The organism is Citrobacter sp. LST-B2 (assembly GCF_057983045.1).
Genome location: NZ_CP192598.1, coordinates 2315924 through 2337453, shown reverse-complemented (window position 1 = coordinate 2337453; position 21530 = coordinate 2315924). Strand labels below are relative to the sequence as shown.

Here is a 21530-nt window from a genome sequence, read left to right as displayed (position 1 = left end):
TTCACCCTCCTAATCTCCACAGTGTAACGGCAGAAGACAAAAGAAAAATTCAGTTAACTCTGAGTTCGTGGGTTGGCGGGAAACACCGCGCCCAGAATGCTTGCTTCAGAGGCGCCGGTCACCGAGGGCAAATTGCCCGGAAGACCAGCCAGCGTGCGCCACGCCAGCCAGGCAAATGCCAACGCTTCCATATCATCGCCGCTGATCCCGGCCTCATCGGTGGTCGTCACTTCCGTTCCCGGCAGCAGTCCCGCCAGTCGGGTCATTAACAAAGGATTACGACTACCGCCGCCGCAGACCATCAGACGTTCACAGCCCCCACTCAGCAACACCTGTTCAGAGATGGTGACCGCCGTCAGCTCCGTCAACGTCGCCTGAACATCGCGCGGCGCAATCCCCGGGAACGCCGTCAGTTGCCGTTCAATCCAGCCGTAGTTGAAGTATTCACGCCCGGTACTTTTCGGTGCCGGTAGCGAGAACCAGGGATCGCTGAGCATCGTTTGTAGCAACGGAATAATCACCGTCCCACCGCAGGCCCATTGCGCATCTTTATCATAGGGTTTGCCGCACTGCCGCCAGATCCAGGCATCCATCAGCATATTGCCGGGTCCGGTGTCGTATCCACGCACGGGCTGCCCTGGAATCAGCAGCGACAGATTCGCAATGCCGCCAATATTGAGCACCATTCTTCGCTCGGTCGGATGCGCGAGCAGCGCCTGATGAAATGCAGGTACCAGTGGCGCGCCCTGTCCGCCCAGCGCGATATCACGACGACGGAAATCGCCGACTACCGTGATTCCGGTATGCGCCACAATTTGATTGTTATCGCCGATCTGCAGCGTATGCGGCGCCGCGCCGGTGGGTTCATGCCACACCGTTTGCCCGTGGCAACCGATAGCGATAATGTCTTGCGGACGCAATTTTTCCTGCACCAGTAGCGCGTTGACCGCCTCGGCAAACAGTTTGCCCAACCGAACATCCAACTGCCCCAACTGGGAAAGCGTCAGAGATTGCCCCTGGCAAATATCGAGAATCGCCTGTTTAAGGGAAACAGGCATCGGCCAGGTGAGACTCCCCTGTTGGGCCACCATCGTGTCATCTATCGTCGCCAGTACGACATCAACACCATCAAGGCTGGTTCCTGACATCACGCCAATGTAACGGCCCGATTTCATACATGTTCCTTTTTAAGCATGACTTTTTGCCAACACTCCATCATAAACGCGCAGTCAATGCTACGCTTCATTCACGTTTTTCCCGAAAGCACCCTCGCCGCGTTGATTTAATAAATTCACTGAATAGTTCGTTTAAAGTTGGTTAAGCTGCCTGTTATTATGATTTCTGCATCATTCAGACAGAACATGTGACCTTAAACGCGCAAATGCCATATAATTTGACCATGAGGGATGCTTGGGTAGCGTTTCATGGTGAACAGGAGATTTTTAAATGATTAAACGTGTACTGATCGTTTCACTGGCTGGCTTATCTTTAGTGGGTTGTGCCAACACGGATAGCCTTTCAGGCGATGTCTATACCGCTTCTGAAGCGAAGCAGGTTCAGAACGTTACCTACGGGACGATTGTAAACGTGCGTCCGGTAAAAATTCAGGCTGGTGATAATGATAACGTGATCGGCGCCATTGGTGGTGCTGTGCTCGGTGGCTTCCTGGGTAACACTGTGGGTGGTGGTACGGGTCGTTCTCTGGCAACGGCGGCGGGTGCTGTCGCCGGTGGTGTCGCCGGACAAGGCGTGCAGGGTGCGATGAACAAAACGCAGGGTGTTGAACTGGAAATCCGTAAGGATGATGGCAACACCATCATGGTTGTTCAGAAACAAGGTGATACGCGTTTCTCTGCCGGACAGCGTGTCGTACTGGCCAGCAACGGTCGTCAGGTTACCGTTTCTCCGCGCTAAGTGAATTAACGTGTGGTCAGGTCCTGACCACACGTTTCATGACATTAATCGTGCGACTGTAGCTCAATAATATTGTGTTCAAGTCGGGTGATCAGTTTAATCAGCAGGTCAATTTCCTGCGCAGAAATCCCTTCCAGAATTTCACCACGCGTTTTGTTGATAACCGCTTCCATATCAGCAATCAGCGGCTCTGCTTTTTCTGTCAGTTTAATCCGTTTGGCCCGGCGATCGCTGACACAGGTCTGACGTGAAATAAGCCCTTTCTCTTCGAGCTGATCCAGCGTACGTACCAGTGACGGCTGTTCTATGCCAATCGCTTTTGCCAGTTGTATCTGTGATTGATCCGGTGGCAGTTGATGAATATTATGCAGCGTAACCCAGTGCGTCTGCGTCAATTCCAGAGGCTTAAGACGGTGGTCTATCAAAGCACGCCAAATGCGCACCAACCGTGCCAGATCAGAACCTAGTGGCGATTCCAATTTCATCTCCTTATAATTAGCTTGCTAAGATATTATACTGATTTTAGAATAGTGTGCAGCAATTGTATTGCTAAAACAAATGTATTGCTGCATTTGGTTACCGACAGACATATTTTTCAGACATTACGCGAAAAAAGCACGCTTTGTACCAGTTTTTGCTAAACCTGGATAAACGTAGCCTGACGCAAAGGACTATTGCTTGTGACCTCCGCACACAATACAACAGGGATGCCCTTACAGGATTTAGTGATTGGCGCATCTGTTTACTTCCCGCCGCTGTTCAAGGCCTTTGCGCTGGGATTTCTCCTCTGGCTTTTCATCCATCGCCTGCTGCGCGAACGGATTTACTCGGGTGAAATCTGGCATCCTTTATTGATGGATCTGTCAATTTTTGCCCTCTGCGTCTGTTTGGGTCTTCTTTTATTGGTTGCATGGTAATTATGACGCTGAAAACACTGAAATATTTCTCCACCATTGTGGTTGCTACCCTCGCCGTTCTGGCGGGATGGTTTATGTGGAATTATTACATGCAATCCCCGTGGACGCGTGACGGAAAGGTGCGAGCCGAACAGGTCAGCGTTACGCCGCAGGTGTCCGGCGCCATCGTCGATCTCCCGATAAAAGATAACCAGTTCGTCAACGCCGGCGATCTGCTTTTTCGTATCGATAAGACCCCTTTTCATATCGCCGAGCTCAACGCGCAGGCGCAACTGGCTAAAGCACAATCGGAACTGGCGAAAGCCAATAACGAAGCCACTCGCCGTCGTCACTTATCGCAGAATTTTATCTCCGCTGAAGAACTGGACACCGCCAATCTGAACGTCAAAGCGATGCAGGCAAGCGTAGACGTCGCTCAGGCGACGCTCAGACAGGCGCAGTGGCAACTGGCGCAGACGGATGTCCACGCCCCGGTCTCCGGGTGGATAACCAATCTGTCGACGCGTACCGGTGACTTCGCCACCTCCGGTCAACCGTTGTTTGCCCTGGTGGACAGCCACTCCTTCTATGTGATGGGTTATTTTGAAGAAACCAAGCTGCGTCATATCCGCGAAGGCGCACCTGCCCAGATTACACTTTACAGCGGCAACATTAAGTTACAGGGTCACGTATCCAGTATTGGCCGCGCGATTTACGACCAAAGCGTGGAGAGCGATTCCGGTCTGGTGCCGGATATTAAACCCAACGTGCCCTGGGTGCGTCTGGCGCAGCGCGTTCCGGTGCGTATCGAATTTGACCAGCTTCCACGTGACGTAACGCTCGTTTCCGGCACGACCTGTAGCGTAGCGATCGGCAACTAAATGAAGCGACTGCGCGTGTCTCTGGGCAATACGCCGTGGCTGAAAGCGACGGCCGGGCAGTGGCGCTATGCCCTGCGTAATACCCTCGCGATGTGCCTGGCGCTGACGTTTGCCTACTATCTCAATCTGGATGAACCCTATTGGGCGATGACCTCCGCCGCCGTGGTCAGTTTTCCCACCGTCGGCGGCGTAATCAGTAAAAGTCTCGGGCGCATTGCCGGCAGTCTGCTGGGGGCGACCGCAGCGTTAATTCTTGCCGGGCATACGCTCAACGAACCGTGGCTGTTTTTGTTGAGCATGTCCGCCTGGATTGGTTTCTGTACGTGGGCCTGCGCGCAGTTTACCAACAATGTGGCTTATGCCTTCCAGCTCGCGGGATACACCGCCGCCATTATTGCCTTCCCGATGGTGAACATTGTCGACATCACTCAACTCTGGGATATCGCCCAGGCGCGTGTTTGCGAAGTGATTGTCGGGATCCTCTGCGGCGGCACGATGATGATGATTTTGCCCAGCACCTCCGATGGCACCGCGCTACTGACCGCGCTGAAGAACATGCACGCGCGCCTGTTGGAACACGCCAGCCTGCTGTGGCAACCTGAGTCTACTGACGCCATCCGCTCGGCCCACGAAGGGGTGATCGGGCAGATTTTGACAATGAATTTACTGCGTATTCAGGCATTCTGGAGCCATTACCGCTTCCGGCGTCAGAATGCGCTGCTGAACGTCCTGCTGCACCATCAACTGCGCCTGACCAGTGTCATCTCGAGCCTGCGCAGAATGTTATTGAACTGGCCGACGCCTCCGGCCCACACACGTGATGTTATTGACCAACTGTTGACAGCACTGGCCCGTTCACAAACTGACAGTTATGCCGTCGCGCGGATTATTGCGCCACTCGCCCCCACCGACGTAAGCGACTATCGTCACGTCGCCTTCTGGCAGCGGTTACGTTATTTCTGCCGTCTCTATCTGCGTACCAGCCGTCAGCTACGCGTGATTGAAAATGGCGGGCCGCTTACTACCGTTAACATTCCGCGCGCGCCGGCGCTGGCACGGCATACCGACCACGCAGAAGCCCTCTGGAGCGGCCTGCGCACCTTCGTCACGCTAATGGTGATTGGCACATGGAGCATTGTTTCACAGTGGGAATCGGGATCGGCGGCGCTGACCCTGGCGGCCATCAGCAGCGTGCTTTACTCCGTCGTCGCCACACCGTTTAAATCACTCTCACTGCTGATGCGCACGCTGGTATTGCTCTCGCTGTTCAGTTTCGTGGTCAAGTTCGGGCTGATGGTGCAGATTAGTGACCTGTGGGAGTTCCTGCTGTTTTTGTTCCCCTTGCTGACCACCATGCAATTATTAAAATTGCAGATGCCAAAACTGGCGGGGCTTTGGGGGCAACTGATTGTTTTTATGGGTTCGTTTATCGCCGTGACCAACCCGCCGGTCTATGACTTTGCCGATTTTCTGAATGACAATACGGCGAAGATTGTCGGCGTGGCGTTGTCATGGCTGGCGTTCGCGATTTTGCGTCCCGGTTCGGATGCACGCAAAAGCCGGCGTCATATTCGGGCGCTGCGCCGGAGCTTTGTCGATCAGTTGAGCCGTTATCCGACGTACAGTGAAAATGAGTACGAGTCGCTGACCTATCACCATATCAGTCAGTTAAGCAACAGTCAGGATGCGCTGGCACGGCGTTGGCTGCTACGCTGGGGCGTGGTGTTGCTCAACTGTTCGCACGTCGTCTGGCAACTGCGCAGCTGGGAATCGCGTTCTGACCCGCTGTCGCAGGTCAGGGACATCTGTATTGCTTTACTGCATGATGTGATGAGCGAACGCGGCGTCCAGCAACGACCGCTTGCCGCGACGCTGGCTGAACTCCTGCGGATTTGCCAGACGCTGTCTCACCATCATCAACCCGCCGCGCAAGAACTGGCGGCGATCGTCTGGCGACTGTATTGTTCGCTTTCCCAACTGGAACAAGCGCCGCCAGAAGGGTCGCTGACGTCCTGATTATTTGATCACGCCACAAGCGAAACGCGCCCCACCACCGCCCAGGGGTTTGGGCTGATCGGACATATTATCGCCACCGACGTGGATCATCAGCGCTTTGTCTTTGATGTCGTTAAGAGATTTCAGGCGCGTTGCCGTGACAGGAACAATGGCTTTACCTTCGTCATTCACCACCAGCACGGGCAAATCGCCCAGGTGCCCTTCGCCATCCGGTCCGGCGTGTTTACCGGTTTTGTGCGGGTCAAAATGTCCCCCCGCAGACTCAGCAGCAGACGCTTTACCGTCTTTAATGGCAGGCTGACAACTGCCGTTGGCATGGATATGAAAACCATGTTCTCCCGGCGGCAACGCTTTCAGATCTGGTGTAAACTCCAGTCCGTTCTCGGTTTCCGCAATGGTGACTTCCCCGATGGACTGCCCGACACCTTGCGGGGTAACCAGATTCATCTCCACTGTTTCACTGGCGGCTTGCGCCCCCGCACAGGCTAACAGGGTTAACACAGCCAGACTCAATCGCTTCATGGGACCTCCGTTCTGTATGTATGTCGGTTAAGTGTAAACCAGTGACGCGATTTTGAACGGAGATCCGCGATTTTACGTTTACGGGACGTCGTAACCCAGTGCAGCTTTACGGATACGGAACCACTGCTGACGACTCATTTTCAGAGACTCGGCTTTCACTGCCGCACGTACACGCTCGATTTTTCCGGAGCCTATGATCGGCAGCGGCTGCGACGGCAGACGCAGTATCCAGGCGTAAACCACCTGCTCAATGGAAGAGGCATTCAGTTCTTGCGCAATGACCGCCAGTTCGTTACGCAGCGGCTGGAACGCATCGTCATTAAACAGACGTCCGCCACCAAGGCAGGACCAGGCCATTGGGCGAATACGCAGTTGCTGAAGCTGATCGAGGGTGCCGTCTAACAGCAGCGGTTGGTGAACCGGAGAGATCTCCACCTGGTTGGTCGCCAGCGTGAACGGAAGGCGCGATTGCAGCAGCGTAAACTGCGCCGGGGTGAAGTTGGAGACGCCGAAGTGACGCACTTTTCCACTCTGATGCAGATGTTTGAAGGCTTCGGCGACCTCATCGGCATCCATCAGCGGGTCCGGGCGGTGGATCAGCAGCAGATCCAGATGGTCGGTCGCCAGATTGATCAACGACTGTTCCGCACTTTTCACAATATGATCGCGGTCGGTGATGTAGTGGCCGAGCGCGTTTTCCGCACGGGCGGTGGTGGCGATCCCGCATTTGGTGACAATCTGCATCCGCTCACGCAGATGAGGAGCCAGTTTCAGCGCTTCGCCAAAGGCGGCCTCGCACAGATAGCCCCCGTAAATATCCGCATGGTCCACGGTCGTGACACCTAAATCCAGGTGCTCTTCAATAAAGCTCACCAGCTCCCGGGGGGACATATTCCAGTCCATCAGTCGCCAGTATCCCATGACAAAGCGGGAGAATTCCGGGCCTTGTGGCGCAAGAGTAATACGCTGAACCATAACTGCTTCCTCGTGAAGTAAATTACAGCGAGTATATACAATTAGTGGCTTAAAAGAGTGAAGGCTGTTGAGGTTCTTCTGGCGCGGCGGGTTTATTTGCGCGTAATTTACGCAGCAGACGCTGGCGGCATAACCGCAGCACATCTTGTTTTTGTGCGTCGCTCATTTTTTGCCAGTTGAACCGCTCATCCCGACTGCGCAGGCACCCCCGGCAAAAACCGCGTTCATCTGACTGGCAAATTCCCCGACATGGGCTCTGAACGGGAAAAAACTCTAACTGCTCTGCCACGCCCTTTCCTCTTCATTAGGTCTTCACTCTATTGAAGACGTAAACACGATTTCTGGCAAACTGTCTTGCATTAGACCGACTGGTCTATTACACTCCCTGCCATGAACAAGCAAACTGAGTACGATACCCGCGAACACTTACTGGCTACCGGTGAGCATCTTTGCATGCAGCGAGGCTTTACCGGTATGGGACTGAGCGAGTTGCTCAAAACCGCCGGGGTGCCGAAAGGATCGTTTTATCACTACTTTCGCTCTAAAGAAGCCTTTGGCGTCGCAATGCTGGAACGGCATTTTGCCGGTTATCATCAGCGGCTGACGGTGCATTTTGACACGGGTCCAGGCAATTACTGCGATCGCATTCTGGCTTATTATCAGGAAACCCTGAATCAGTTTTGCCAGCAAGGAATCATCAGCGGCTGCCTGACGGTTAAACTCTCCGCCGAAGTGTGCGACCTGTCGGAAGATATGCGCACCGCAATGGACCAGGGGGCCGGGAAAATTATGGTCATCCTGGCGCTGGCGCTGGAAAAAGGACGTGATAGTCATTGTTTGACGTTTGCAGGAGAACCACTGCAGCAGGCGCAAATCCTTTATGCGCTGTGGCTGGGAGCGAATCTGCAGGCCAAAATTTCTCGCAGTGCCACCCCGCTGGAAAACGCGTTGGCGCACGTGAAAAATATTATCGCAACGCCTGGTGCTTAACAGGCGTTTTATTTAACTGCTTACTAGACGACCGGTCTATTCATAACGGAAAACATTATGTCATCAGATAAACTGTTTACCCCACTGAAAGTGGGCGCGATCACCGCACCAAACCGTATTTTCATGGCCCCGCTGACGCGTCTGCGCAGCATTGAGCCTGGCGACATCCCGACTCCGTTAATGGCCGAGTATTATCGCCAACGCGCCAGCGCGGGTCTGATCATCAGCGAAGCGACGCAGATTTCCGCACAGGCGAAGGGTTATGCCGGCGCGCCGGGCCTGCACAGTGATGAGCAGATCGCCGCATGGAAGAAAATCACCGCCGGTGTTCATGCTGAAAACGGCCACATCGCCGTTCAGTTATGGCACACAGGCCGTATTTCTCACGCCAGCCTGCAACCGGGTGGACAGCCGCCGGTATCCGCATCCGCTATCAGCGCCGGGACCCGTACTTCCCTGCGTGATGAAAATGGTCAGGCTATCCGAGTGGATACCTCTATGCCACGCGCGCTGGAAACCGATGAAATCCCGGGAATTGTCAATGATTTCCGCCAGGCTATCGCCAATGCGCGTGAAGCCGGTTTCGATCTGGTTGAACTGCACTCCGCTCACGGTTATCTGCTGCATCAGTTCCTTTCCCCTTCTTCTAACCATCGTACCGATCAGTACGGCGGTAGCGTGGAGAATCGCGCGCGCCTGGTGCTGGAAGTGGTCGATGCCGGTATTAAGGAATGGGGTGCGGACCGTATCGGGATTCGCGTTTCGCCTGTTGGCACCTTCCAGAATGTCGACAATGGTCCGAACGAAGAAGCCGATGCGCTGTATCTGATTGAAGAACTGGGTAAACGCGGCATCGCCTATCTGCACATGTCTGAACCAGACTGGGCTGGCGGCAAGCCGTATACCGACGCGTTCCGCGAAAAAGTACGCGCTCGTTTCCACGGTCCGATTATCGGTGCCGGCGCCTATACGCGTGAAAAAGCAGAGACCTTAATTGAGAAGGGTCTGATCGATGCCGTCGCGTTTGGTCGTGATTACATCGCTAACCCGGATCTGGTGGCGCGTCTGCAACGTAAAGCTGAACTCAACCCGCAACGCAGTGAAAGTTTCTACGGCGGCGGTGCGGAAGGCTACACCGATTACCCGACGCTCTAATTCCCTCCATCGCATTCCTTCATTGATAGCGGCGTAAAAACGCCGCTATACTAAAACAACATTTTGAATGTATTGACCATTTTTTAAGGGGACAAAACATGCGTTTACTTCATACGATGCTGCGCGTTGGCGATCTGCAACGTTCTATTGATTTTTACACTAAAGTGCTCGGCATGAAGCTGCTGCGCACCAGTGAAAACACTGAATACAAATACTCTCTGGCATTTGTCGGTTACGGCGAAGAAAGTGACGAAGCGGTGATTGAACTGACCTATAACTGGGGCGTTGACAAATACGAGCTGGGTACGGCTTATGGTCATATCGCCCTGAGCGTCGATAACGCGGCTGAAGCCTGTGAGCGCATTCGTCAGAATGGCGGTAACGTCACTCGTGAAGCTGGTCCGGTTAAAGGCGGCACGACCGTGATCGCTTTTGTTGAAGATCCGGACGGTTACAAAATCGAGCTGATCGAAGAGAAGGACGCCGGGAAAGGTCTCGGTAACTGATTCCTGCCGGGCGCAGTGGCTTTCTGCGCCCGTTGTTTTACTGCATCACTCCGCTTTTTTTGGCATAATGCGCGCTGCAATTTTTCCGTACTAAGAGACCCTGATGTCCGATAACGCTCAACTTACCGGTCTGTGCGACCGTTTTCGTGGTTTCTATCCTGTCGTCATTGATGTTGAAACGGCCGGATTTAACGCCAGAACCGATGCGCTGCTTGAAATAGCTGCCATCACGCTGAAAATGGATGAACAAGGCTGGCTGATGCCGGACAGCACGCTGCAATTCCACGTAGAACCGTTTGAAGGCGCAAATTTGCAGCCTGAAGCACTGGCGTTTAACGGTATCGATCCATCCAACCCGCTGCGTGGCGCGGTGAGTGAATATGACGCCCTGCACGCCATTTTCAAAATGGTCCGCAAAGGAATTAAAGACAGCGGTTGCAGCCGCGCCATTATGGTCGCCCATAATGCAACGTTCGATCATAGCTTTATGATGGCTGCCGCTGAGCGTGCGTCGCTCAAACGCAACCCGTTCCATCCGTTCGTGACGTTTGATACTGCCGCCCTGAGCGGACTGGCTCTGGGACAAACGGTGCTCTCCAAAGCGTGTCTGGCGGCTGGCATGGAGTTTGACGGTACCCAGGCGCACTCAGCGCTGTACGATACCGAGCGCACCGCCGTGCTGTTTTGTGAAATTGTTAACCGCTGGAAGCGTCTCGGCGGCTGGCCGTTACCTCTGCCCGAAGAAGCCTGATTTGGTGACCTGATAACGTCGGTTATCAGGTCGCTCCCCCTTTCACTCATACTGTATATTTGACCAGTATCAATACACCCTGCGCATTTCCCGCTATTCTGTTAAAAGGTCTTGATTCGCCAACATCGCAAAAGGGACAGGGAACATGTCAGCAAAAAATGCGCCGCCTCCGCTGCCGGATATTTTCTCACCGGCAACCCGCGACTGGTTTACCTCGGCATTTCAGCATCCCACGCCGGTGCAGTCGCAAACGTGGGCCGTGACCGCCGCGAATCAGCACGCGCTGGTGATCGCCCCGACCGGTTCGGGGAAAACCCTTGCCGCGTTTCTCTATGCCCTGGATAGCCTGTTTCGTGAAGGCGAGGCAGCGCACGCCACCTCCTCCTCTGACAAAGAAAAGAAAGTCACCCGAATCCTCTATATTTCCCCGATAAAAGCCCTGGGTACGGATGTCCAGCGCAACCTGCAAATTCCCCTGCTGGGGATTAGCGAAGAACGGAAGAAATCCGGCGCGCCAGAGGTGGCTATTCGGGTTGGGATCCGCACCGGCGATACGTCGCCTCAGGAGCGTGCGAAGCTGAGTCGTCATCCGCCCGATATTCTGATCACCACGCCGGAGTCGCTTTATCTGATGCTCACCTCCCGCGCCAGAGAGACGCTGCGCGGCGTTGAAACGGTGATCGTCGATGAAGTACATGCGGTAGCTGGCACAAAACGCGGCGCGCATCTTGCGCTGAGTCTCGAACGTCTGGATACGCTTCTGGCAACGTCGGCGCAGCGCATTGGTTTGTCGGCGACCGTGCGTTCGGTTACAGCCGTTGCCGCTTTTCTGGGCGGCGATCGTCCGGTTACCGTTATCAATCCGCCTTCTACCCGTCACCCGGATATCCACATCGTCGCTCCAGCCGCCAATCTTGATGATGTCTTAGCGGACAATAGCGACAGCGGCGAGGCCATTCACAAGGGGCGAGAAGGTTCCATCTGGCCGCGCATTGAAGCCGGTATTCTCGATCAAATCCTTAGCCATCGTTCCACCATTGTTTTCACCAACTCGCGTGGGCTGGCGGAAAAGCTGACGGCCCGCCTGAATGAACTGTATCTTTCGCGACAACAAGCGTTGCCCCAACCGCAGGCAGAGCCGGTGCACTTTGACTCGCTAACCGGGTCCACCAGTAACCGGGCGCAGGACGCCGCAGAATACATTGCCCGTTCGCATCATGGTTCGGTGTCCAAAGAACAGCGTGCCGTCACCGAACATGCGCTGAAATCCGGCGAACTTCGCTGCGTGGTGGCGACCTCCAGTCTGGAACTGGGGATCGACATGGGGGCGGTTGATCTGGTGATTCAGGTGGCGACGCCCCTTTCTGTCGCCAGCGGCCTGCAGCGCATCGGGCGCGCCAGTCACCAGGTCGGTGGGGTATCAAAGGGGCTGTTCTACCCCAGAACCCGTCGGGATCTGATTGACTCTGCCGTCATCGTCGAGTGTATGTACGCCGGACAACTGGAAACGCTGACGCCGCCACGCAACCCGCTGGATATTCTGGCGCAGCAAACCGTTGCTGCCGTATCAATGGATCCACTCAATGTTGATGACTGGTATGCCCTCGTCCGCCGGGCTTCACCGTGGCAGGATTTGCCGAGAAGCGCATTTGACGCCACGCTGGATATGCTGGCAGGGCGCTATCCCTCCGGCGATTTTGCCGTCTTCCGACCGCGCATAATCTGGAACCGCGAAACCGGGTTATTAACGGCCCGTCCTGGCGCGCAGCTTCTGGCGGTAACCAGCGGCGGTACCATTCCGGACCGCGGCATGTTCAGCGTGCTGCTTCCCGAAGGGGATGAACAAGCCGGATCGCGTCGCGTAGGCGAACTGGATGAAGAAATGGTGTACGAATCACGCGTCAACGACATCATCACGCTGGGTGCTACCTCGTGGCGAATTCAACAAATCACCCGCGATCAGGTTATCGTTGTCCCCGCGCCCGGACGCTCGGCCAGACTGCCGTTCTGGCGCGGCGAAGGCGTCGGGCGCCCGGCGGAACTGGGAGAACGCATTGGTGATTTTATCCATACCATGTCCGATGACAACGCAGAACGCCGGCTCTCACCCCGACTGCGCGATGACAATGTTCTGTCGAATATCAAAGGGTTAATTGACGATCAAAAAAATGCTACAGGCGTGCTCCCCTGGAGTCGTCATCTGGTGCTTGAGCGCTGTCGCGATGAAATGGGTGACTGGCGGGTTATTCTGCATTCCCCTTATGGTCGTCGGGTACACGCGCCCTGGGCGCTGGCGATTGCCGGACGCCTCCATGCGCAGTGGGGGGCTGACGCGTCGATTGTTGCCAGTGATGATGGGATTGTCGCGCGCATACCGGACAGCGACGGGAAACTGCCCGATGCCGCTATTTTCCTGTTTGAACCGGAAAAACTGCTGCGCATTGTCCGGGAGGCCGTCAGCAGTACGGCGCTGTTTGCTGCCCGCTTCAGAGAATGCGCCGCCCGCGCCCTGCTGATGCCGGGCCGCACGCCAGGGCGTCGTTCGCCGCTCTGGCAGCAACGCCTGCGCGCCAGTCAGCTTCTGGAAATCGCGGCGGGCTATCCTGATTTCCCCATTATTCTGGAAACAGCTCGTGAGTGCCTGCAGGACGTTTACGATCTCGACGCACTTGAGCAGGTCATACGCCGGTTGAACACCGGCGAGATCCAGATTTCTGAAGTGACCACGCCAACCCCCTCACCCTTCGCCACCGATCTACTCTTCGGCTACGTCGCGGAATTTATGTACGCCACCGACGCGCCGCTGGCGGAACGTCGGGCTTCGGTACTGGCGCTGGACAGCGAACTGCTGGGCAACCTGTTAGGCCAGGGCGATCCACTGGAGTTGCTTGACCCGGAAATTATCCGCCAGGTTGAAGATGAACTTCAGCGGCGGGCGGCGGGCAGGAAAGCCCAGGGGATGGAAGGCGTTTACGATTTACTGCGCGAACTGGGACCAATGAGCGTCGACGAAATTGCCGCCAGACACGAAGGAACGCTCGCTGACATCAGGACATGGCTTGATGAGCTGTCCGCTGAAAAACGTATTTTCCCGGTCGTTATCGCGGACACGGCGCAGATGGCCTGCACGGACGATGCAGCCAGACTTCGTGACGCGCTGGGTATTCGCCTGCCTGCGACGATTTCACCGGCGTGGCTGCATCCGGTGAACGCGCCGCTGCGCGATCTTTTCCTGCGCTTCAGCCGTACCCACACGTTGTTTACTCGCACCCAGATTGCGCAGACGTTCGGGTTGGGGGTAGCCGTCGCCGGCGATCAACTGCGTCAATTGCGCGATGAGGGTGTCCTCATTCCGTTGCGTGCCAGTACTTCTTCCACGCCTGACGAAGCGTCAACGTGGGTGAATGAGGACGTATTTCATCGTCTTCGCATCCGCTCGCTGCATGCGGCAAGAGAGGCAACCCGTCCGGTTCCGGCAACGAGCTACACCCGACTGTTGCTGGAGCGTCAGGGACTTATTTCATCCGCCGACGGCAGCCCGGCGCGCTTACCGCCCTCCTCCACGGGTACGCTGGAAGGAAGTGACGGCGTCACGCGTGTTATTGAACAACTGGCCGGAGTCGGCCTGCCTGCCTCGTTGTGGGAAAGCCAGATTTTCCCTGCTCGTGTCCGTGATTATTCACCGGATATGCTCGATGAGTTGCTGGCGACGGGTGAAGTCATCTGGTCAGGACAAAAGAAACTGGGCGACGATGATGGACGGGTGGTACTGCATTTACGGGATTACCTGGCAGAAACGCTTTCCCCGCCATCCGGTGACAGCGAGGCGCTTTCAGACTTACAGCGCGCAATTTTGGACGTTCTTTCTGGTGGTGGCGCATGGTTTGCGCAGCAACTTAGCGCGTTGATTCAGACGCGTGCGGCAGACGCTGGCGGTGACGAGTGGTTAACGCCAGCCACGCTGCATGAGGCACTTTGGGGTCTGGTCTGGCAAGGGTATATAACGACCGATATCTGGGCTCCGCTGCGTGGCCTGACGCGTACTGTCGCCGCATCGCGCCAGCCGTCACGACGTTCGCCGCGTATGCGTCGTGGACGCCCGGCTTATGCCGCGCCGCGCCTCTCGTCCATCGCTGTACCGGTTTCTTACACCACGCCTGCGCTGGCCGGTCGCTGGTCGTTGCTGCCGCGAGAGACGTTGAATGATACTGAAAGGATGCTGGCCTGTGCCGAGAATATGCTCGATCGCTACGGCGTAATTGGTCGCCAGGCCGTGATTGCCGAGAATGTGCCTGGCGGCTTTCCCGCCATGCAGACGCTGTGCCGAAGCATGGAAGATTCTGGGCGAATTCTGCGTGGGCGGTTCGTGGAGGGAATGGGCGGCGCGCAGTTTGCCGAGCGGGACACTGTCGATCGTCTTCGCGATCTGACGTCGTCGACGTCTGAACAACAGGCGTTTACGGCGGTGGCGCTATCTGCGAACGATCCCGCTAATCCCTGGGGAACGCTACTACCGTGGCCGACGCATCCGTCATCTCTGGTCCCCGGGCGGCGTAACGGCGCGTTTGTCGTGATTTCCGCTGGACAGTTGCGGCTGTACCTTGCTCAGGGAGGAAAAAAGATGATGATCTGGACAGAAAATGAGGAAATGCCTTCGCCGGAGATTTTCAGGGCGCTGGCGAGAGCCTTACGCCGTGAACCGCGACTGCGTTTCACACTGTCGGAAGTTAACGATAAACCGGTACGGCAAACCCCTCTCTTTACCCTGCTACGGGAAGTCGGGTTTTCCAGTTCGCCGCAGGGGCTGGACTGGGGATAGGAAGCGCAGAAATGAAAAGGAGCTTAACCTGAGTCAGGAAAAGCTCCCCTTTAACCGTCTACTGATTACTCAGCGTCTGATTCTTCAGATTTGTATTTTGCAGCGGTCTCTTTGATCAACTGCTGCAGTTCGCCGCGCTGGTACATTTCGATCAAAATGTCGCAGCCGCCAACCAGTTCACCGTCAACCCACAGCTGTGGGAAGGTCGGCCAGTTTGCATATTTTGGCAGTTCTGCGCGAATATCCGGGTTTTGCAGAATATCCACATAGGCAAAACGCTCACCACAGGCGGAAAGTGCCTGCACAGCCTGGGCGGAGAAGCCGCAGCTTGGCAGTTTTGGAGAACCTTTCATATACAGGAGAATCGGGTTTTCAGCGATCTGGCGCTGGATTTTTTCGATAGTGGTGCTCATTGTCTTGCTTCCTTAACTTCTTTTACGGCAGTCGACTGACATTGTAGCGTTTCAGAGCGACATCGGAAAATAACATTTTCATTACGCTTTACTATTTTATCGTCTGAACGCATAAGTTGCATTCCCAATAATAGTTTCCTCAGTGCCTGTGTCGAAAGTGTGCGCTAAATAAGCAGATTTAGCTTTGGCTGCTGTTTTTTTTTGCACTCAATAGCGAAACCGTATTTTTAACAATAAAAGCTATTAACTTTATTCGTTTCTATAGATTAGAATCATCAGGTTTTGTAAATCACACGCAGGTATGATTGCGACCTGCCTTAACAGAGGAATGCTCAGTGGCGCGGATAAACCGACTTTCCCTCACGCTCTGTGCTTTGCTATTTACAACGATTCCCTTTATGCCGATGGCACATGCGTCCAAGCAAGCCAGGGATACGGCTGGTCTTACGGATAGTAAGAAAACCAGCAACAAAAAGAAAAGTACGGCAACAGCAAAAAAAACGAATAAAACCAATCAAAAAACCGCCAGGAAAACGACCAGCAAAACCAGCACGAAAACCGCCTCTTCTTCTAAGAAAAAAATCACCGCCTCTGCCAAAACCAGCAAAACAGCCAGTCGCAAAAGTAAAACCGTCGCTGCGAAAAAGACAGCCGCTGTCAGCTGGAGTGAAAAGTGCACCCCGCGTAAAGGACACAAGCCGACGTGTGTGAAAGTGAAGAACACGGCGTCAGGAAAGATTGCGGATGCCCATAAAGTGAAAGTGCAAAAAGCGACCAGCACGGCGATGAACAAATTAATGAGTCAGATTGGCAAGCCGTACCGCTGGGGTGGTACGTCTCCGCGCACCGGTTTCGATTGCAGCGGTCTGGTTTATTACGCTTATAAAGATCTGGTTAAATTCCGTATTCCGCGCACAGCAAATGAAATGTATCACCTGCGTGATGCCGCACCGATTGATCGTGGGGAATTGAAAAATGGCGATCTGGTGTTCTTCCGCACTCAGGGACGTGGTACTGCCGATCACGTCGGCGTTTATGTCGGCAACGGCAAATTTATTCAGTCACCGCGCAGCGGTCAGGAAATCCAGATCACATCGCTCAGCGAAGATTACTGGCAACGCCACTATGTCGGCGCTCGCCGGGTCATGACGCCCAAAACCATTCGTTAAAACTTTACCCTGTTGTTAACGCAACAGGGTAAGTTCATCTTTTGTCTCACCTTTCAATTTGCTACCCTATCCTTACGCACAATAAGGTTATTGCGCGAAATACTATTAATAATAAGGAGAGAAGCAATGTCGTTCGAATTACCTGCACTACCGTATGCCAAAGATGCGCTTGCGCCGCACATTTCCGCCGAGACGCTGGAATATCACTATGGCAAACACCATCAGACCTATGTCACCAACCTGAACAACCTGATCAAAGGCACTGCCTTTGAAGGGAAATCACTGGAAGAGATCGTACGCAGTTCGGAAGGCGGCGTGTTCAATAACGCTGCTCAGGTCTGGAACCACACGTTCTACTGGAACTGCCTGGCACCGAATGCTGGTGGCGAGCCAACCGGCGAACTGGCTGACGCGATTGCCGTCTCTTTCGGCAGCTTTGCCGAGTTCAAAGCGCAATTTACCGACGCGGCGATCAAAAACTTCGGCTCTGGCTGGACCTGGCTGGTTAAAGGAAAAGAGGGCAAGCTGGCTATCGTTTCCACCTCCAACGCTGGCACGCCGTTGACCACCGACGCCACGCCGTTGATGACCGTCGACGTATGGGAGCATGCATACTACATTGACTACCGCAATGCGCGTCCTGGCTACCTGGAACACTTCTGGGCGCTGGTAAACTGGGAGTTTGTAGCGAAGAACTTCGCCGCGTAAAAAAGATAACGCAGAAGGGAATCCCTTCTGCGTTTTTGTCCTGCCGTTAACTGGCGACGCACACCTGTTCAGGTTGTTTTCTCGCCGAGATAAACACCAGCAACAGCGCCATACCCGCCACAATCGCCCCCATCACAGGAACAAAACTGTAGCCTAATCCGCCTGAAATGACGGCCCCGCCAGCCGCAGCGCCCAGCGCATTTCCAAGGTTAAACGCGCCAATGTTCACGGAAGATGAGAGACCCGGCGCTTCATGAGCCACACGCATGACGCGCATTTGTAACGGAGGGACGACCGCAAAGGTTGCCGCCCCCCAGACCACCATGCTGACCGCCGCGCCCAGTTCATTCTGCGCCAGGAAAGGGATCGCCAGCATAATTACCATCAGCAGCAGCAAAAAGCCCTTCAGCGTGCCGTTAACCGAGCGATCGGCCAGTTTCCCTCCGAGGTAGTTGCCAATGGAGAAGCCCACACCGATCAGAACCAGCATCCCGGTCACAAAGGCCGGTGTCGCATGGGTGATGCTTTGCAGAACAGGCGAAATATAGGTATAGAGCGTGAACATGGCGCCCGCTCCCAGTACGGTAGTCAGTAGCGCGGAGAGCACCTGAGGACGCATCAGCACCGCCAGCTCTTTTTTCACTTCCGGGCGCGCCCCGGCACCGCCTTTTGGCAATGATAAGAAGAGACTCAACATCGAGATAACCCCCAGCCCCGCTGTCGCCATAAACGACATTCGCCAGCCGATGGTTTCACCCAGCCAGGTCGCCGCCGGCACACCGCCGATATTGGCGATGGTCAGCCCCATAAACATGGTCGCAACGGCGCTCGCCTGTTTGTGCTTCGGCACCACGCTTGCCGCCACCACCGAGCCCAGGCCGAAGAATGCGCCGTGGTTAAGGCTGGTTAAAATACGTGACAACATCAGCGTGGTGTAATCCGGTGAAATCGCCGAGAGCACGTTACCGAGCGTAAAGATAGCCATCAGAAAAATGAGCGCATTACGGCGTCCGCGATGTGACAGCAACAGCGTCATCAACGGCGCGCCGACCATCACGCCGACCGCATAGGCACTAATCAGCATACCTGCCGCGGGAATAGACACATCAACGCCACGCGCGATGACGGGCAGCAGACCCATTGGCGAGAATTCGGTGGTACCGATGCCAAACGCACCAATGGCCAGCGCCAGTAACGGATAATTGATTTTCATGCAGTGATGACTCCGGCTCTTCGCGACAGGGCGCGATGCTTAACAAAGAGTCAAAAGCATGACATCAATCACAAAAAAAGAGAAGTTAACAAAAATACAAAAGACTTTTGCAGATTCAATAACAATATGGCGGGAGGTTCGAGGGAGCAGGAACTCCCCCGAGGGGATCAGTGCAGTGCCGCCGTCAGGCCGCCCGCAACGATTAAAGCCAGGACAATAAACGTGGTCACTAATGAAAATTTCAGATCGGTGCTCATCAACTTTTCTCCTTTTTATACCCACACAAAAAGTGATATAGCGCATTTTTACACACTTGAGTGTAAAAATCTCCCACGATTTAGAGTGATATGTGCTTTTAATACTTCCCCTTTTCGTAAAGATCAGACAAAATTCGACGCTTACTTGATTAGCGTACCGGCCATTGACCCCTTCCTGACGTTCCGTGTCGTTTCCCGGCGTGCCGCAGCCCAGACGTTGGGCACAGGATGAGTAAAGGCAAACGTTTACTTGGCGTAATTTAATGTTCAGGTTGGGTCTGGAGTGAGATTTAATGGCAACAATTAAAGATGTAGCGAAGCGCGCAAACGTTTCCACTACAACCGTGTCACACGTAATTAACAAAACGCGTTTCGTCGCTGAAGAAACACGCAATGCAGTGTGGGCGGCAATCAAAGAATTGCACTATTCCCCCAGCGCGGTTGCCCGTAGCCTGAAAGTTAACCATACCAAATCTATCGGTTTGCTGGCGACGAGCAGCGAAGCCCCCTATTTTGCTGAAATTATTGAAGCGGTTGAGAAGAACTGCTTCCAGAAGGGCTATACCCTGATCCTCGGCAACGTCTGGAACAACCTGGAAAAGCAGCGTGCCTATCTGTCGATGATGGCGCAAAAACGCGTTGATGGCCTGTTGGTAATGTGTTCCGAATACCCCGATCCCCTGCTCTCGATGCTGGAAGAATATCGTCATATCCCAATGGTGGTGATGGACTGGGGCGAAGCCAAAGCCGACTTCACTGATACGGTGATTGATAACGCCTTCGAGGGCGGCTACATGGCAGGCCGTTACCTCGTCGAGCGTGGACATCGCGAAATTGGCGTGATCCCAGGACTGATGGAGCGTAACACCGGCGCAGGCCGTTTGGCCGGATTTATGAAAGCGATGGATGAAGCGCTGATTAAAGTGCCTGAAAACTGGATTGTTCAAGGCGACTTCGAGCCGGAATCCGGCTACCGCGCCATGCAGCAAATTCTGTCGCAGGCGCATCGCCCAACGGCGGTCTTCTGTGGCGGCGATGTCATGGCGATGGGCGCCCTTTGCGCCGCTGATGAGATGGGTCTGCGCGTCCCGCAGGACGTGTCGCTGATAGGCTACGACAACGTGCGCAACGCCCGCTTCTTTACACCAGCGTTGACCACCATCCACCAGCCGAAAGATTCACTGGGTGAGACGGCCTTTAATATGTTACTGGACCGTATCGTCAATAAACGCGAAGAGTCGCAGTCTATTGAAGTCCACCCGCGCCTGGTGGAGCGCCGCTCCGTGGCGGATGGCCCGTTCCGCGACTACCGTCGTTAAGCCTCTTCTGCGGGAGTCTCATCGGGCTCCCGCAGCCACTCTTTGTTCAGCGTTTCACTGTCTCCCAGATAATCCAGCAGCCAGATCAGCGCAGGTGACATATCATTCTGCTGCCAGGTCAGGCAACAGGCCGCATCCGGGAAAGGATTATCCAGATTTAACGCGACCCACTGCCCCTTGTTGAGATACGACTTGGCGAAATGTGTCGGGACCATGCCGACACAGAGTCCGGCGCTGATACAGGTCGCGGAAGAATCCCAGTCCGGCACCACCACCCGCTTCTGATTGTCCAGCAGCCAGGTCACGCGTTTCGGCAGCGTGCGGGAGGTATCTTCCAGCACCAGCGACGGCCAGTTGCGCAACGTGTCATCGCTTAACGGCCCGCTCATGGCGGCCAGCGGATGCGTACTGGCAACGACACAACACCAGCTCAGCTTACCCATATCGCGGAAAGTGTATCGTCCGCCAACCGGGATCGCCTGGGTTGCCCCGATGGCGAGTTCGACCCGACCATCTGACAGCGCGTCCCAGACGCCATTAAACACCTCCTGGAAGACCAGTAGTTCCACGTCATCAAAGTGGCGGTAGAAATCGACAATCAATTGCCGCGTGCGTTCCGGGCGCACGATATTGTCCACCGCAATGGGGAGTTGCCCACGCCAGCCGTTAGCGATCTGCTGACACTGTTGACGCGTGATCTGCATTTTTTTGATGACAGAGCGGCCTTCTTTCAAAAACCAGGCGCCCGCCGGGGTTAACACCACATCACGATGGCGACGTTCAAAAAGCGGGACGGCCAGCCACTCTTCCAGTTGGCGAACCGTATAGCTGACCGCTGAAGGCACCCGGTGCAACTCCTGGGCCGCGGAACTGAAGCTCCCGTTGCGTGCCACGGCATCGACCACTTCCAGCGCATATTCTGACCACATAATCTGCCTACAAAATTTTTGAATGCAATAAACAAATATTACCGTTTCACAAGCCCAAATTCACTCCCTACACTCTGCGCCAGTGTGATTAATCAAA

20 protein-coding genes and 1 pseudogene are annotated in these 21530 nt (G+C 54.9%); 12 read left to right on the top strand and 9 right to left on the bottom strand.

The genetic code is table 11. From position 1 onward, the window contains the following. Nucleotides 1-53 precede the first annotated feature (53 nt). Nucleotides 54-1175, bottom strand: coding sequence for an anhydro-N-acetylmuramic acid kinase (gene anmK / locus ACQ0PY_RS11215; RefSeq protein ID WP_044265368.1), 1122 nt, complete (start codon nucleotides 1173-1175; stop codon nucleotides 54-56). Nucleotides 1176-1446: 271 nt separating this feature from the next. Between anmK and slyB the strand changes: the two genes are divergently transcribed. Continuing rightward, nucleotides 1447-1914, top strand: coding sequence for an outer membrane lipoprotein SlyB (gene slyB / locus ACQ0PY_RS11210; protein WP_043000799.1), 468 nt, complete (start codon nucleotides 1447-1449; stop codon nucleotides 1912-1914). Nucleotides 1915-1958: 44 nt separating this feature from the next. Here slyB and slyA read toward each other — a convergent pair whose 3' ends face one another. Beyond that, the gene (gene slyA, locus ACQ0PY_RS11205; RefSeq protein ID WP_080343305.1) at nucleotides 1959-2399 is read right to left on the bottom strand and encodes a transcriptional regulator SlyA; all 441 of its coding nucleotides are present in this window, start codon (nucleotides 2397-2399) and stop codon (nucleotides 1959-1961) included. A 222-nt stretch (nucleotides 2400-2621) separates the two neighbouring features. Here slyA and ACQ0PY_RS11200 point away from each other — a divergent pair, with 222 nt between their 5' ends. The 3 genes and pseudogenes from ACQ0PY_RS11200 (at nucleotide 2622) to ACQ0PY_RS11190 (ending at nucleotide 5765) form a co-directional block, all read left to right on the top strand. Further along, complete coding sequence (locus ACQ0PY_RS11200; RefSeq protein WP_043001939.1) at nucleotides 2622-2831, top strand: DUF1656 domain-containing protein; 210 nt, start codon at nucleotides 2622-2624, stop codon at nucleotides 2829-2831. 2 nt (nucleotides 2832-2833) lie between these two features. Continuing rightward, a complete protein-coding gene (locus ACQ0PY_RS11195) occupies nucleotides 2834-3691 on the top strand; it encodes an efflux RND transporter periplasmic adaptor subunit (protein ID WP_043000800.1) in 858 nt (285 codons plus the stop codon). Next, nucleotides 3692-5765: pseudogene (locus ACQ0PY_RS11190) on the top strand (FUSC family protein). Here the strand turns inward: ACQ0PY_RS11190 and sodC are convergent. From sodC to ACQ0PY_RS11175, 3 genes are all read right to left on the bottom strand, one after another. Further along, the gene (gene sodC, locus ACQ0PY_RS11185; RefSeq protein WP_043000802.1) at nucleotides 5708-6229 is read right to left on the bottom strand and encodes a superoxide dismutase [Cu-Zn] SodC; all 522 of its coding nucleotides are present in this window, start codon (nucleotides 6227-6229) and stop codon (nucleotides 5708-5710) included. The pseudogene ACQ0PY_RS11190 and the gene sodC sit on opposite strands and share 58 nt — an antisense overlap. Before the next feature lie 78 nt (nucleotides 6230-6307). Beyond that, nucleotides 6308-7204, bottom strand: coding sequence for an aldo/keto reductase (locus tag ACQ0PY_RS11180; RefSeq protein WP_043000803.1), 897 nt, complete (start codon nucleotides 7202-7204; stop codon nucleotides 6308-6310). A gap of 49 nt (nucleotides 7205-7253) precedes the next feature. Further along, on the bottom strand, nucleotides 7254-7493 hold the full coding sequence (locus ACQ0PY_RS11175; RefSeq protein WP_043000804.1) for a DUF1289 domain-containing protein: 240 nt from the start codon (nucleotides 7491-7493) through the stop codon (nucleotides 7254-7256). 101 nt (nucleotides 7494-7594) lie between these two features. On the opposite strand from ACQ0PY_RS11175, the gene ACQ0PY_RS11170 reads away from it, so the two are divergent. The 5 genes from ACQ0PY_RS11170 to ACQ0PY_RS11150 all read left to right on the top strand — a co-directional run bounded on the left by ACQ0PY_RS11170 (nucleotide 7595) and on the right by ACQ0PY_RS11150 (nucleotide 15425). Continuing rightward, nucleotides 7595-8194: a TetR/AcrR family transcriptional regulator gene (locus ACQ0PY_RS11170; RefSeq protein ID WP_109740214.1), complete on the top strand. Its 600-nt coding sequence runs from the start codon at nucleotides 7595-7597 to the stop codon at nucleotides 8192-8194. Between the two features lie 57 nt (nucleotides 8195-8251). Continuing rightward, nucleotides 8252-9349, top strand: a complete 1098-nt coding sequence (locus tag ACQ0PY_RS11165; RefSeq protein WP_044265372.1) for an alkene reductase — start codon at nucleotides 8252-8254, stop codon at nucleotides 9347-9349. A gap of 98 nt (nucleotides 9350-9447) precedes the next feature. After that, the gene (gloA, locus tag ACQ0PY_RS11160; RefSeq protein ID WP_043000807.1) at nucleotides 9448-9855 is read left to right on the top strand and encodes a lactoylglutathione lyase; all 408 of its coding nucleotides are present in this window, start codon (nucleotides 9448-9450) and stop codon (nucleotides 9853-9855) included. A 103-nt stretch (nucleotides 9856-9958) separates the two neighbouring features. Continuing rightward, a complete protein-coding gene (gene rnt / locus ACQ0PY_RS11155; RefSeq protein WP_043000808.1) occupies nucleotides 9959-10606 on the top strand; it encodes a ribonuclease T in 648 nt (215 codons plus the stop codon). Nucleotides 10607-10751: 145 nt separating this feature from the next. Beyond that, the gene (locus ACQ0PY_RS11150; protein WP_109740213.1) at nucleotides 10752-15425 is read left to right on the top strand and encodes an ATP-dependent helicase; all 4674 of its coding nucleotides are present in this window, start codon (nucleotides 10752-10754) and stop codon (nucleotides 15423-15425) included. A gap of 65 nt (nucleotides 15426-15490) precedes the next feature. On the opposite strand, the gene grxD is transcribed toward ACQ0PY_RS11150, so the two are convergent. Continuing rightward, complete coding sequence (gene grxD, locus ACQ0PY_RS11145; protein ID WP_042319226.1) at nucleotides 15491-15838, bottom strand: monothiol glutaredoxin 4; 348 nt, start codon at nucleotides 15836-15838, stop codon at nucleotides 15491-15493. 335 nt (nucleotides 15839-16173) lie between these two features. On the opposite strand from grxD, the gene ACQ0PY_RS11140 reads away from it, so the two are divergent. Both ACQ0PY_RS11140 and sodB read left to right on the top strand, forming a co-directional pair. Beyond that, nucleotides 16174-17007 (top strand): C40 family peptidase, encoded by an 834-nt coding sequence (locus ACQ0PY_RS11140; protein WP_043000810.1) that lies wholly within the window; start codon nucleotides 16174-16176, stop codon nucleotides 17005-17007. Between the two features lie 126 nt (nucleotides 17008-17133). Beyond that, the gene (gene sodB, locus ACQ0PY_RS11135) at nucleotides 17134-17715 is read left to right on the top strand and encodes a superoxide dismutase [Fe] (protein ID WP_109740212.1); all 582 of its coding nucleotides are present in this window, start codon (nucleotides 17134-17136) and stop codon (nucleotides 17713-17715) included. A gap of 46 nt (nucleotides 17716-17761) precedes the next feature. Here the strand turns inward: sodB and ACQ0PY_RS11130 are convergent, their stop codons facing one another. Beyond that, nucleotides 17762-18928 carry an MFS transporter gene (locus ACQ0PY_RS11130; RefSeq protein ID WP_044265379.1) on the bottom strand — a complete coding sequence of 389 codons (1167 nt, stop codon included), beginning with the start codon at nucleotides 18926-18928 and terminating at the stop codon, nucleotides 17762-17764. Between the two features lie 167 nt (nucleotides 18929-19095). Continuing rightward, the gene (gene cydH, locus ACQ0PY_RS11125; protein WP_086512609.1) at nucleotides 19096-19185 is read right to left on the bottom strand and encodes a cytochrome bd-I oxidase subunit CydH; all 90 of its coding nucleotides are present in this window, start codon (nucleotides 19183-19185) and stop codon (nucleotides 19096-19098) included. Nucleotides 19186-19478: 293 nt separating this feature from the next. On the opposite strand from cydH, the gene purR reads away from it, so the two are divergent. Next, on the top strand, nucleotides 19479-20504 hold the full coding sequence (purR, locus tag ACQ0PY_RS11120) for an HTH-type transcriptional repressor PurR (protein WP_044265381.1): 1026 nt from the start codon (nucleotides 19479-19481) through the stop codon (nucleotides 20502-20504). Here the strand turns inward: purR and punR are convergent. Beyond that, nucleotides 20501-21433: a DNA-binding transcriptional activator PunR gene (punR, locus tag ACQ0PY_RS11115; protein ID WP_109740211.1), complete on the bottom strand. Its 933-nt coding sequence runs from the start codon at nucleotides 21431-21433 to the stop codon at nucleotides 20501-20503. The genes purR and punR overlap by 4 nt on opposite strands. Nucleotides 21434-21530 lie beyond the last annotated feature (97 nt).